The organism is Streptomyces sp. B1I3, from assembly GCF_030816615.1.
Classification (GTDB): domain Bacteria; phylum Actinomycetota; class Actinomycetes; order Streptomycetales; family Streptomycetaceae; genus Streptomyces.
The window spans coordinates 6,916,779-6,930,201 of record NZ_JAUSYD010000001.1; the positions used below are offsets into that span (position 1 = coordinate 6,916,779).

A 13,423-nucleotide genomic window follows, 5' to 3' on the forward strand; every position below is an offset into this window, starting at 1 on the left:
CGTGGTTTGGCCGCGGCCATCGGACTCCAATCGTCGGCACCGCCCCGCGACGTGATCCTCTGGTCAGCGCCACCCGGGCACGGTGTCGTATCAGGTGTGAGCGTCAATGATGCCGAAAGGGACTGACAATCCAGGTGAGTTCGGCATGATGCTGACGTCGCACTACACCTGGCATGACAGGTCTGCCACCAACAGATCGAGGGTGGCCTCCTCGTGGAGCGCGACGCCGAGGGCGGTCATGGCGGGGGCGAGGTCTGGGTCCCAGTCTGCGTCGACCGGCCCGCCGTCGAGAGCCAGTTGAGGGATGGCCTCGGATTGACTGCGAGCGGCCAGGCGCTCGTAGTCCGCAGTGTCCATGCGCCACGGCAGGGCTTCGTAGCGGCGGATCACCCGGTTGGCCAGCGCGATCCCCGGCCAGTCGAAGTCGCCGTGGTACGCGAAGCGGCAACCCGTGGCGGCGAGGGCGTCGAGAAGCGTGACGACCACGGTGGCGGCACTGCCGGAGGTGCACACGATGGGCCGGACGCAGGCGGCGTCCGCCGCGGCTTCCACAACACGCGGATTCTCACAGATGTGAATGAGCGTTGCGGCGGGGAGCTGCAGCCGGAAGTCACGGAGGTCGCGTGGTGTGACATGAACTTCGCAGTGATGGTCGGCCCGCTCCCGCAGAGCACGCTCCCGCCAGCCCTCGCCGACGGGTCGCAGCCCGTAGGTGAGCACCGTGCTGGAGACCTCGTCCGGCGTGACGGACACCAGCCGCCACAGAGCGCGTCGGCCGGCGGCGTCGTCGGGGAACTCGGTGCCATGGGCGAGGGCGACGCCGCGTTGGACGACGCGTGCGAGCCAGGTGCCGTCGTCAAGGCCGTGGGCGGAGCCGGTCGTCATGGCTGCGAGTTCTCCTCGGCCGCGCGTGCCGTTGCGTTCAGTGCCTTCGGGGCCGAGGAGAGCGGTGAGGACTTGGACCGCCTGCTGGAGTGTCCATATCGCCGCTTCAGGTGTCACTCCTTTCGGAACACCGGTACGGCGCAGCAGGTCGTACCACTGCTGAGGCCATTCCTGGTCAGCGAGCGGGGAGGCGTCCAGTGACGAAGAAAGGGACGACCACACCCGCTCCCGCCGCGCCGCCACGTCCGCGCGGGCGGCACGGCGGTCGGTGAGTGGCGGTCCGAGTTCTTCCAGAGTCCGTCTGAGTCCGAGTCCGGCGGCTGAAGCGCGTAGCCGTGCGTCGAGCACGTCGAGCCGTATGGTCGCAGCGGCACCTGTGAGGGGTTTGCCCAGTAGGAGGGACAGATCGTTGCGTTCCTGGGCGTTCATCGCGGTCAGCCGGAGCGAACCCGTGGCCTGTACGCCGTTGCTCTCCAGGCGTTTACGTGCTCCCTGCCACAGCCGGGCGAGTCCGGGTCCCTTCAGCCAGTCGCGCGTTGCGGCGGGCAGCCCGCTCATACGGACACCAGACGCCGGTGCCGACCGTTCCAGGTGTAGTGCAGGGTGGCCACCCCGCGTACGTGGGGATCACGAAGGCACTCGTAGATGTGCAGGGACGGAACCTCGGGCCAGTTGCCCATGAGCCGCTCGCTGGTGAGGACGAAGTCGAGATCGAGGTCGACGAGGATACGGCCCAGTCGGCCGTGGGTGGGTTCATCGACCTTGGCGAAGGCGTCGTCCAGGAGGATCAGGCGTGGTGCGTGAGGTGCCGATTCGGCGAGGCTGCTGAAGTGGGCGGCTGCTGCGGCGAAGAGCACGAGGTAGGAAAGCACGCGTTGTTCGCCCTGGCTGAGCCCCGTCCGGCCGGTCAGTTTCCTATGGCGGCCTGGGGCCGCGTCCTCGACCACGAAAGTGTGGAAGCGGAACCAGTCGCGGTAGTCCAGCGCGGTCCGCAGATGGGCGGCGTAACCGGCCGATGGGTCGGCACGGCGGGCGTCCTCGATCCGGCGTTGCAGCACCTCGCGCAGCTGCTCGGTCTGCTCGCGCGTCCTGAGGCTCGACGGACTGCGCAGCAGCTCGACGGCCGCGCGTACATCCGCGTCCACATCCTCGTCCAGCTTCCACAGCAGCTCGACGCCGAGGCCGTGGGAGGTGCGCACGGTCCGCAAGGTGTCGTTGAGAGCCGCGACCAGGTTCGCAGCGGTGATGACCTGCGCCGAGAGGTGGTCGCCTAGCTCGCCGGTCAGGAACCGCTGGAAGACCTCACGTTCGCGCTCGGTGAGCCGCCCTCGGGCCTCCGTGGCCTGAACCGCGATCCGCTCGCCCACAGCCGCGACGTCATGAGACCCGTGGTCGTCGACCAGCCGGCACACTTTGATCCCGTCGCGCTCCTCCAGCTGCGCATCGAACCCACCGGCCAGTTGATCTCGAAGATCGGTGTGACGGTTGAGCAGGGTGCTGTCCGACACCTCGCCCTTCGGGCGGCCGAGGGCTTGCTCCACGGCGTCGGCGAGGGCCCGCAGCGCTCGCAGACGGCTGCGCACGTCCGCGCCGGGATCGTCCGACACGTACTCGGGCAGCGAGGACCGGTCGAGGCCGGCGCCGAGCACCACCTCCGGTCGGCCGAGAGCAGTGCGAAGAGCGCTGCCGGTGTCGATGACCGTCGTTTCCTGGTCCGCCAGGGTTCCGCGCAGGCGCTTCTCGTCCTCTTCCGCGCGCACGCGCTGGTCGTGGAGGTCGTCGCGGGCTTTCTGCGCCCCGGGCAGGGCGCGGTCGGCGTTCGCGATGCGCTGTTTGGCCTCCTGCTCGCGGGAGAGGATCTCTTCCTCGGACGATCCGATGGCCTCTTCGCGGGTACGCAGGTCCTGCTCAGCGGTGCGCAGTCCGGCGAGGTTGAGCCGGTAGCTCTCGTCCGCGGCCAGGCGATCCCCTTGGGCTCGTCCGTACCGGTCGGCATCGGCCTGGTTGGTACCGAGCCGCCCACCAGTGCCGCTGACGGCCCTGCGCAGATGCCCGATACCGCCGAGCAGGCCGGTCAGTGCGGTGCGCACACTGTCTAGGGTGGCCGGGTCGCCGGGCAGGTCGTGGGCGGTCGCAGTGGAATCCGCCTCGGTCCGCGCCGATACCGCGAGAGCGCGTGTCTCCTCGGCCAGCCGCGCCGCGCGGGTCGCCTTGGCGGTCAGGCCGCGCAGGGTCCGTTCTGCTGACTCGGTTCTGCTCCATGCGTCCGCGAGATTCCGCGCCCTGGGGAAATCCCGTTCTGCGAGCGTGAGAGCCCGACGCGTGGCATCGGCTACGGCGAGCGCTTCGCGAACGTCGTCCAGCCGCTGTTCCGTCTGCGTGGTTCGCTCCTCCAACTCGGCGAGGATGCGACGCCGAGTCTCGGCCCGTACGGCGGCCCCAACGTACTCGGTGTCGCCCTTGTCGTAGCGACCGTTGAGTATGCCCAGACGCCAACTGCCGTCGAAAAAAACCGCATTGTGTGCGGAAGTCTCTTGTGTCGATGCGAGTGCAATGCTGGCCAGCAGACCCTCAACCTGCTCGGTTGTGATGCCGCAACCCGGTTCAGGGGCTGGGCGCAAGGCCGAGGCGAGAGTCGGTCCGTCGGACAGCACGGGACCCTGCTGGAGAAGAGTGTCCCGGATGCGTGAATCGAGCAGGACGCCGTCCGCACTCACCCACGCGTCCAGGATTCCACTCGCCTCCAGCGCCCCTTCCAGACCAGCTCGGTCGGTCGGCGCCAGCTCGTCCACGAAGTCCACGAGCCGGTAGAAAGGTGCTCCACTGCCCGGCTTCCTCGCGGCGGCACGATGGTGTGGGGCCGGCGGCTCGGGGTCGGTACGTCGCTCCCAGTCCCGCTTCTGCTCCGCCAGACGGTCGAGTTCCTCACCGAGTCGGCCGACGTCGAGCGCCAATGTGTCCCGGCGTCCGGTGAGTTCCTCGCCGTACGGCTCCAACGCGGCCTGAGCGGTCCGCCACGCCTGGCTGTCGATGGCGGGCGGCAGTGTGCGGTCTACGAACGGCGCGTCAGTAGAGGTCTCGTGGCCGACAGTGGCGTGGACGGCGTCCAGCGACGGCAGGTCGGGACCCAGTGCAGTCCGAGTGCGCACCGCCCACTCGGCGACTTGACAGGAGTAGGCGCCGCTCTCCTCGGCGACCTTCTGACGGCTGCCGTCGAGGTGGCCGACGGCCTCTTCCGCCTCGCCCTCTAGCCGTTCGCGCTCGGCATCGGCCTGAGCTGCCGCGCCCCGGGCCTCGTCCGCCCGTGCGATGAGGCGGGTCACCTCCTGAACCATCCGGGCCCGATTTCTCGCGACCGTCTCGGCGTCCTGCAACTGGTCCTGCCAGGACCGCAGTCCTTCCTGAGCCGTGACCGTGTCCACGCGGGCCGCCGACCGGTGCCGTACGGCGCGCGTCTCCCCGTCCGGAGTCGTCAACGCGGTTTCGGTGGCCTGGGCGAGAACCGTTCGCGGCAGGGCCACCGCCTCGCCGAGATGGCCGGTGGGAAGCCCGGCCTTTTCCGCCTGCGTCAGCAGCTCCCGATGTTCGCTTCCCAGCTCGGCCAGTCGGCTTCCGAGGTGTTCGACGCCTTCGGCCAGTCGCTCGGCCGAGCCCTCCTCCGTATCGTGCGCGTTGCTCAAGGTCGTGAACGCAGCCGCGGCGGCGGTGTGCAGCGCCTCCACCGTGCTGCGGCGCTCCGATAGTTCGCGCAGGCTGCGGTAGGCGTGACTGGCGTGCAGGGCGGCCAGGTCGGTCCGGGCGTTCTGCTCTTCGTCGCGCAGGGTCTCCAGTCGGCCCTCCGACTCCTCCTCCTGCGTCCTCAGGTCGCTCGTCCGCTGTGCGGCGTCTCCGGCCGCCCGGCGCCGCTGTGCGAGGACGCCCAGCTCGTGGCTCACGCTCTGGGCGGAAGTGCGCAGGACCCCGGCCAGGTAGCCGCGGTAACTGGTGAGAAACGTGCGCAAGGCCGCGTCGGTGCGTTCCAGGCGGCCGAGTTCGTCCCGTACGGCGTCGAGGTCGTGGAGGTTGCGCGCTACCTTCTCGACCACGTCCTCGTCGAGCCCTGGCAGGGTCTCGCTCAGCAGGGAGACCAGACCCCCGTGTTCGATGCGGTCGCCGACTGTCGGGCGCCGCAGCCGGTGGAGGAGCTGTGTGAGGTTGCGGTAACGCGTCGCGTCGGTGATGCCGAACAGTTCCCGGGCCACTCGTGAGCGGTGCTGGACCGCACGGTCGGTCGTGTTGTCGGAGCCGACGATCTCCTTGAGCCGGTCGACCGGTAGCGGCTTGCCCGCCTCGACCAGATGCAGGTCCTCACCGATCCGCAGCGGGGTGACGAAGAACGTCGGCAGCGCCTTCTGCGTCGACTTCGAGGCGCGGATGGCGGCGCCGAGCGTCAGGTGGCGGTGACCGCCGTCGTCGGCTGTGCCCCGGAACTCCACCCACAGATACCCGAGACGGTTGGTCTGCTCGAACCCGTCCAGCATCAGCCACGCGAGCGTGGTGCGGCCGGTGCCTGTCGCGTCCAGTGCCCGGGAGTCGCCGTCCAGAAGGTACGGAAGCAGCATCTCCAGGGCCTTGGACTTGCCCGCACCGTTCTTGCCACGCAGCAGCAGCCGTCCGTCGCCGAAGGAGAACTCCTGCTCGTCGTACTGCCAGACGTTCTGGATGCCCGCCCGGTGCAGCCGGAAGCGGGTGCCGCCGTCTCTTGTGGGGCCGACGGTTGTCGCAGCTCCGGAACGCGGCAGCGGAACGAGGCCACGCGCGTCGGTGGTCATAGCGGCAACTCCTCCTGAACGTCTGTGTCCTTGCCGACTGAGGTGGCCGGGCGCACCATGACTTGGGTGGCGTAGCGAGCCGCTGCAGCCAGCAGCACCCAGCCGTCGCCCCCGGGCCGTGCGCCATGGACATCGGTCACCGTGCGTCCTTCCGATGCCTCTTCGACGTACCCCTCCGGCAGTCCTTCGCCCTCGGCGCGCAGCTGGCCCGCGCGGGCCATCAGCCGCATGCGGACCAGCAAGTCCAGTACGGCCTCTCGCAGGGAGGGAAGGTCTTCCAGGTATCCGCGTTGCCAGTTGCTGCGTTGCCCGTACTCGGTGATGAGCTCGGCGAGCACCTCGTCCACCAGGCCGTCCGAGACGGCCACCCCGATGATGAGTGTCCCGCCGGTCGCCGGATGCCCCGGTTCCTGCGGCCGAAGGCGTTCCACGAGCCGTTCCGCCAGCAGCAGCGCGGCCTGTGCGACGGTCCCCGTGCCCGGCAGGTGCAGATCCGTGAGTTCTTCCTCGGGGTCCACCAGCACCACGCCCTCGGCACGGATCTCCATCTCCAGACCAAGGAGTTCGGAGAAAGCCTGGGCCTCCCGGCGCTGCCGGGTGCGCAGCCAGTCACGCTCGGCGTCAGTGAGCTCGTCGAGGTGGACGACGGGTGTCTCGACGAGCATCCGGCGCACGTAGGTGCGTGGTCCGCCGAAGCCCGGGTCCGCTGCCCGCCGGACCAGGTCGGCGCCGTTCCGAGCCTGGGAGAGCGGGCCGGCGACGACCACGCGTGCCAGCTCCCGGTCTATCGTGATCAGGGCTTCTCCGCCCGTCTCCTGCGCGAGTGCGGCCACCTGGCCCTCGGTCTCGATGAGCACGCCCCAGTCGACGAGCTGGCGCAGTGCCGCGACCAGGGTCCGCTTCCCAGCCGCCCGGCCCGTTCCCTCCAGCTCGATCCCGGCGTCGGCCGAGGCGGCCCTGATGTCGGCGACCAGGTGGGACAGCAGCATCTGCTCGGGCGCGGTCACCAGCACGGACAAGGCCAGCGCGAGGCAGGCGTACGTGGGTGGGGTGAACGGGGTGCCGGTGGAGCGCTCCAGCCGATGACCCGAACCCGCCCCCAGCCCCGCCTTGAACAGCCGGGCGTAGGAGCTGTCGACCAGCAGGCGGTAGCCGAGCACCTGCTGGAACCGTTTGCCCAGCCAGTCGGCGTGCCGGCGGATCAGCGGGAAGAGGTCGGCGTGGGGGCCGTCCGACGCGACCAGCGGGTGAGCGAGCAGCAAGCGGGCAGCGGTGCGGCGCTCGGCTGCCAGGGCTACGTCGTGAGTCGAGGGGAGGGTCATGACACGCTCGCCTCCGCTTCGCCGTCGACCGCGGCGGAGGTGCGGCCGATGTCCAGCTCCAGGTCGTCCAGCAGCAGGTCGCCGTCGGCCGAGTACAGCATCGTTCGCGTGCCTGCCGTCCGGCGCACGGTGAGGCGGATACGCAGTTCGGCGTCTTCACTGCTGGCCGACTCGAGGTCGAACCCCGCCGTCCTCTCCCCGTCCGTGCTGACGGGCCTGCTGAGCTGTGCGTTTCCGAGCGCCGTGGCCAGCAGCTCCAGGAGCAGCCCGAGCGCCGCCGAGGTGAGTCGTACGTCGGCGAACCGGCCGGACGCACTGCGCAGTTCGTCGGCTGCCGCTGCTCTGGCCGCTGCCCGCTGACGGGCTGCCTCCCTCAGCAGCCGCTTCTGCGCGGAGTGGTCCTCTACCGCTGAGGCCCGCCCCCGCTGGGCCCGGCTGCCTCGCTCGCGCAGGGCCACCGGTACCTCGACCACGGGACCGGTCCACCAGCTCGTGTAGGCGGGCACCACCTCGTCGGTGGCCGGAGGTATGCCCAGATGGCGGGCGCCGTACAGCCCGAAGGCGGCGACGGCGATGTCGTGTGCGTCCTGCGGCGCCGCTTCGTCGAACCAGCGGGCCAGCCGCAGCAGATCCTTGCGCCGGGACATCCCCCCGGTGGCCGACCGCAGCATTCGCTTGGCGTTGGCGAGCAGCGACTGCAACGCGCGCAGAGTGGCATCGCGTAGCTGGTCGACCTGGCTGCCCTGGCCGTCGGTGTTGCTGAACCAGCCGCGCAGGCCCTCCCAGTCCGCGAATTCGCGGCCCCGGCTGCGCTGGATCCGGATGTCAGGGCGGCTTTCGCTCTGCGCCTGCGTCGAGATCCCGTTGAGTCCCTGGGCGTGGGAGTCCAGCCGGTCCAGCAGAGCCGGGATGTGCGGCCACAGCGTGTCCAACGCCGCCGAGATCCGGGGCGCTCGGAACGCCACGTCCTCCGTGATCGCCTCGACGTAGTCCAGGAGCAGTTCCTTGAAGCCCTGGTACTCGGCGCTGTCCAGGTCGTATCGGGACAGCACCTGGCCGAGGTAGGCGTAGAAGTCGCGTATGGAGTCCGCGAACTCGGCGAACTGCACGAACAGCGTGCTGATTCGCTCCAGCCCGTCCTGCGGCTCGACGCCGCCCGGCGCGGTCACGAGGTCGGCCAGCTCCCGTAGTCCGCGCTCGACCAGGGCCAGCAGTTCGTTGCTGACCTCGCGGGCGGCGTCGGCCTCGGTCAGCACCCCGTCGGCGTCCCGCTGGATACGTTCGCCCAGTTTCGACAGCTGGTAGCGCGAGCGGGAACGCTGGTACTCGCTGATGCTGGACGCGTTCACCGTGCGGCTGCTGCGCAGCAGGTTTCCCCAGGCCACCAGCTGTTCCAGCCGGACTGTGAGGGTGTCGGCGTCGAGCCCCGCGGCGAAAGTTCCGGCCTGGCGCAGTTTCACCATGATGTCCGGGACGGCGAGATCCGCCAGCAGCGTTCCGCAGAAGACCCGCATGATCGCGACGTGCTCCAGCCGCTCGGGCGCGCTGAGGTACGTGTACGCGTTTAGCCGCCGCCGTGCCTCCTCGTCGGAGTCCTGGCCCGGACCGGATTCTGATGCCCCCATGCCGGTGAGGTTACGCGGAGCAGCCGGGCGCCGTCGTTGAGTGGCCGAAAATGCCGCGGACGTGTGCCAGGCTTGATTGTTGCGAAGTCCGGCTGCATCAACTGGACGTGACGGGCAACCCGCCCCCGGCCAGCTCTCTCACGAGCTGGTAGATCCTTTTCCGGCAGATGCGCTTGCGATAGATAGGCCGCAGTCCCCCGCAGGATCTCGTTCTCCTGCTCCAGCAGTTTGATCCGCCGCCGTGCTTCCTGAAGTTCCGTATTCTCCTGACTGGCCGTTCCGGGCTTGGTCCCGTCGTCGATGTCCGTCCGACGCATCCACTTCCAAAGCGTCATCGGGTGGACTCCAAAGGCGGTGGACACCCGTTCGACCGTCAGGCCCGCGCCGCGGTTCCTTGCGACCCGCACGACGTCTTGGCGGAACTCCTCCGGATGAGGCTTGGACACAGCGAAATCCGTCCCACCCGCCCCACAAGGCGCACCAGTTCGGATGTCACCCGATTCGTGTGGCAGACCCGCTGAATATCTGCTTGCGAAGCGCGGGGTATGCGCTACCCTGCGGGCAGGAATGGAGCCTGGGACGGTGCCTGGGCCACCTCCGATCGTCTTGAGGTACGGAGCGTCGGAAAGCGCCCTCGCCACCACCTCCTACCCGCTTCCTGCCCACCTGTTCTGTCCGGCCGTCGTGTGCCGGACGGCCGAAAGGCGTTCCGTGACCATCTACTCTCAGCACGCCACCCGTGGAAAGACGCAGATCCTGGCGACCTTCGAGGGTCCGGACGGCGTTGTATCCAAGACTGTGACGAGTCTTGCCGAGCCTCGCCTCGGGGGCCCGGTCGTCGACGCCCTCAATCGAATTTCCGCCTTCGCTACCGTCCCTGTCAGCATCCACGACTGCCGGGAACGGCGTGTGGGCTATTACCCGCGTACGCAGCTTGCCGCGCTCACAGACCCTGCCGCCCGCACCGCTCTTCTCGATGGTTCCCACAGTCTGTGGTTCGAGTACGTCTGCCTACGGCTTCATCAGGCGCTCGTCGACCTGGAAAGCGCCATGGCGGCTCTCCCCGACACGGTCAGCAGAGCGATCCGGGCCGAACTGGAGGCAGAGAAGCACGGATTGCAGACAGGACTCGCGGACTTCTCGGGAACTTCCTCGGAGGAGGATCCGGGGACCGAGCGCTGCTGGGAATTCGGCCACCCCTTCGTGAAGTACGACGACGGGCTGGACACGCTGAGCGACGAGACGCGCGAGCAGCTCGACCGGCGTGAGTCGGAATTCACCTCGGAGGAACGGGAGAAGGCGGTTGCTGCCCTCCGGGTGCTGGTCACCGCGCACTCCCAGGGCGGTGACGTGTGGGCTTCACTCGACGACCCCAGCTGTCGCCTCTTCGTGGAGCCGTATGACTCCGACGGCTTCTACCTGACGATCGAAGCGCCGGAACCAGGCGACGACGAGGCTTCGTGGGAGATCGAGGTCAGCCGTTGGGTGCCGGACAATCCCGACGAGGAGCCCGGGAACCACACCAGCGCGACAGGCCACGCCGTAGTCGGATGCGCCCTTCCGGTCGCGCCGACCGCCGAGGAGATCGCTCACTTGCTGAAGTCTGTGGACGAGAAGCCGCTGCTGCTCGCCGAGTGGGCTGAGACGCCCGTGGGAGCGGTACTCGCAGGGACGGCGATGGTGGTGACCGAACGCTACGACTCGTAATCCGGGTCGGCAAGGAAGCCGTGACGCCGGCGTGATGGGCTGGGAACGGCCCGCCACCGCATGCCGAGCGGATGCTTCAGCCGTGGTGGTCGCCCCGCGAGGTGACCACCACGGCTGGCCCGGCGTGCGTTGCCATCCGGATGGGCTGGGGTTGTCCTGGCGGAGTTTGGTGGAGTCGAGGGCTAGCAACTCGGACAACTGCGGAGCATGCCTATAGCTGGAAAGCGGGCCCCTCCTCAGAGTCCGACCCCGGCCCAGGAGGGGGGCCGAGATGCCGCTGCGCTGTCCAGTCTGCGTCAGGGGCAGCCGGGAAATCGGGGTATGGGCAGCGGGTTCGGTAGCGGGTGGCGCGTCCAGCCGGTGTCGTGGTCCCAGTGCAGGACGTGGGTCTCGTCCAGCAGGCAGCCGACCCAAAGGCCGGTGATGCCGGCCGGTACGTTCGGAGACCGCTGGGGCAGCAGGCCCGGGGCGGCGAGACGGTGCCATGCGGAGGAACGCATCCAGGTGAGCCAGAAGAACACCTCTCGGCGCGATCGGTCGGAAGCCGCGTTGAGCTTCAGGGCCAGGTCCTCGTGCAGCCCGAACTCGACTTCCAGCAGGTCCACCAGTTCCGTTCCGCCGTCGGCGTCAGCGATGGGCGACGGCTTCGTCGGGAGCGCGGTCCGCCAGGTCAGGGATCGTGCGAGGGCGATCCGTTCGCTCACCTCGCGGCGGGCCAGTTCGGCTAGTTCAGCATCGGTGTGGCGACCGGGGAAAAGGGCTTGCGTCGTCTCGGCCGACTTCCGTTCGTCCTCGGCCCGGCGTTTCTCCAGTGAAGCGAGGAAGTCCGGATCGAACGACCACAGTACGGGGCCCATCTGGGGAGGTTCCGGGAGGGGAGAGGGCGGTGGGGGCTTTCCCAGGTGTCGGTTCTTCTCGGCCTTCCCGGCCCAGTGAACCGGGTTGAAAGCCGGCATCTGGTCGCACCCTGTCAGCAGGCTGGCGCTGATGTAGCCGGTACTCGTGTCGCTGGGCACGGAACAACCGGAGGCCACTCCAGCATTGCCCAGGACGCCGTACGGGCACGCCTCCTCATGGAATGGCTGCTCGATACAGGCCGTGCCGGGGCCGAAGCGGTTCACGCCACGCCGTTCCAGCTCGGCCAGGGCCGGGCTGACGACGGTCAGGGCATCCTTGAAACGAGGGTGCCCCTTGCGGCCCCCGTAGGTTGCCTTCGCTGTGCTCTCGAACACCACATGCCAGCCCAAATTTAACTCGGGCATCGCACGTTCCCTGAGGTACGGCTCCCAGGAGCGCCGGTTCTGCTCAGCCACACTGCTGGTCACCTGTGTGACCTCAACCGCCCGATCAGCGCCGCACATGAAGTCGAAGCGCCCGTTGAGGTCAGCGCGCACCTCATGGAAGTCACCGCACCGAGGGCAGTGGTCATACGGTTCGACGATCTCACCCGTGCAATGCCGCAGAACACCTGCCGCCCTCAGCTCTACAGGATCACTCGCCCGGGGCATGAGCCTCGACCGTCCCGGCAGGCGCGTCCCAGGGGAGTACAAGCTGTTCCAGGGGCAGACGGGACACCGTCCTGAGCAAGTCATCCCGGCGGTACCCGAGCCCCGCGGCAAGCAGAATCCGCACGTGCTGATCCAGTTCCTCGATCATCACCGCGGGCAGGCCGATGGCCTCCGAGATGACCCACGCATCCCGCAGGAGCAGCGCCAGATCGGTATCGCCAACCGGCAGATGGACATGCAGCTCCCACGGAGGGACGGTCTGCAGAGGGCCCCGTACCGCCCGGCTCCGCCGCGCGAGCAAGCGCCGACCGGCCACTTGGAGAGCACGCAGCACCGCCATTTCGGCCATGGCCGCCGCCACGGTTTCACGAGGGCTCTGGTTCATGATTCTCCTACTGGATCTCGGAGGCGTGCCGCGGCTGGAGGAACGGGATCAGCGGGGCCGGCATCACGGCGGGGGATCCGAGCAGCTCCCATTGGCAGTCCGGCATTTTGCCGTCGAGGTCGCGCAACGACCGCCGCATCATCAACAGGATCAGGGTGTCCGACGCCCGGTCCGTGGGGGACCAGTGGCGGTCTCCCACCTGGGCCATCAGCACCAGCCCCGACACGAAGGCCCTGCCCATCAGCCAGGCGAGGGCCGCGTCGCCCAGCTCGCCGGTCTCGAGCTCCGCCTCGACCCGTGCGCACAGGTCCAGCGCCCACTCGCGGGTCGCCCCGCTCACCTCCCAGGCGTCCCGCAGGTCCTCCAGGGTGGCCGTCTCCGCCAGACCCAGCAGGGCGCCGCGGACGTCACCGTCGGGAACGGTGCTCATCCCGCCGTCCGGAAGGAACACCTCCTGGGCGGCATCAGGGATTTCATCGACCGTGTACTCGGCCAGTGACGCCCCCGGGTTGCCCCACCCCGTCGGCTGCACGGCACGCAGCACGTCGCCGATCCCCTGCGGCGTGACGGCGGCACCTCCACGCAGCACCGTGGTCAACGCGGCAGCCGTGACCTCCCCGCCGGACAGGCTCGGAGGTTCCGGGTTCGCGTCCAGGTCGGCCAGCTCGGGAGGGGGCCACACCACCCCCCGGTCACGCATGTACCGGGCGATGCCCTCATCGATCCGACGCATCCGCGCGGGAACGAGCCGCACCCGCTGCCCTGAGGCGACCACCTCGTCGGCGACGCGCTCCGCCCACTCCTCCTCGTTCTCCGCCTGTTCCGGACCTTCCTCGCCGAGCCCGGCGCCCAGGCCCCGGACCACCTTGCCGAAGGCGTCCCGCACGGTCTCCTCCGGCACCGGGTGCCCCTCGCCGAACAGCGCCAGCGCCAGATGAGAGGGGCGAGCGCCCCTCCGCGCCAGCCGGGCGAGCGCCACGACCAGACCGAATGCCTCGTCGTCCGGAACCGACGCGCTCCCGCGTCCGCGGCCCAGCGCCCGCTTCGTATGTTCCGGCAACAGCCCCGCCCGCCGCCACGACGCAAGCTGCTTCGCCGACACCACGAAACCGTGCCGACGCGCGTGCTCGACGAGCTGCTGATCAGCGGAGACCGGACCAGGAGAAGACATGCCGCGAAC

8 protein-coding genes are annotated in these 13,423 nt (G+C 69.1%); 1 reads left to right on the forward strand and 7 read right to left on the reverse strand.

Annotated features, from left to right (window positions below; translation table 11 throughout):
* Nucleotides 1-162: 162 nt before the first annotated feature.
* From QFZ58_RS31475 to QFZ58_RS31490, 4 genes are read right to left on the reverse strand one after another with little or no spacing between them, the layout of a single operon-like run.
* On the reverse strand, nucleotides 163-1,443 hold the full coding sequence (locus QFZ58_RS31475) for a TIGR02679 family protein (protein ID WP_307128257.1): 1,281 nt from the start codon (nucleotides 1,441-1,443) through the stop codon (nucleotides 163-165).
* Complete coding sequence (locus QFZ58_RS31480) at nucleotides 1,440-5,696, reverse strand: TIGR02680 family protein (protein ID WP_307128258.1); 4,257 nt, start codon at nucleotides 5,694-5,696, stop codon at nucleotides 1,440-1,442. The genes QFZ58_RS31475 and QFZ58_RS31480 overlap by 4 nt, the downstream gene beginning before the upstream one ends.
* Nucleotides 5,693-7,018: a TIGR02678 family protein gene (locus QFZ58_RS31485; protein WP_307128259.1), complete on the reverse strand. Its 1,326-nt coding sequence runs from the start codon at nucleotides 7,016-7,018 to the stop codon at nucleotides 5,693-5,695. Before QFZ58_RS31485 ends, QFZ58_RS31480 begins: the two co-directional genes overlap by 4 nt.
* On the reverse strand, nucleotides 7,015-8,643 hold the full coding sequence (locus QFZ58_RS31490; RefSeq protein WP_307128260.1) for a TIGR02677 family protein: 1,629 nt from the start codon (nucleotides 8,641-8,643) through the stop codon (nucleotides 7,015-7,017). The genes QFZ58_RS31485 and QFZ58_RS31490 overlap by 4 nt, the downstream gene beginning before the upstream one ends.
* A 711-nt stretch (nucleotides 8,644-9,354) precedes the next feature.
* Between QFZ58_RS31490 and QFZ58_RS31495 the strand changes: the two genes are divergently transcribed.
* A complete protein-coding gene (locus QFZ58_RS31495) occupies nucleotides 9,355-10,350 on the forward strand; it encodes a hypothetical protein (protein WP_307128261.1) in 996 nt (331 codons plus the stop codon).
* A gap of 296 nt (nucleotides 10,351-10,646) precedes the next feature.
* Here the strand turns inward: QFZ58_RS31495 and QFZ58_RS31500 are convergent, their stop codons facing one another.
* The 3 genes from QFZ58_RS31500 to QFZ58_RS31510 form a co-directional block, all read right to left on the reverse strand.
* Nucleotides 10,647-11,663, reverse strand: a complete 1,017-nt coding sequence (locus tag QFZ58_RS31500; RefSeq protein WP_307128262.1) for a hypothetical protein — start codon at nucleotides 11,661-11,663, stop codon at nucleotides 10,647-10,649.
* Nucleotides 11,664-11,841: 178 nt separating this feature from the next.
* A complete protein-coding gene (locus QFZ58_RS31505) occupies nucleotides 11,842-12,243 on the reverse strand; it encodes a hypothetical protein (RefSeq protein ID WP_028442535.1) in 402 nt (133 codons plus the stop codon).
* 7 nt (nucleotides 12,244-12,250) lie between these two features.
* Entirely contained in the window at nucleotides 12,251-13,414 is a 1,164-nt protein-coding gene (locus QFZ58_RS31510; protein ID WP_307128263.1) for a hypothetical protein, read from the reverse strand.
* Nucleotides 13,415-13,423: the final 9 nt, after the last annotated feature.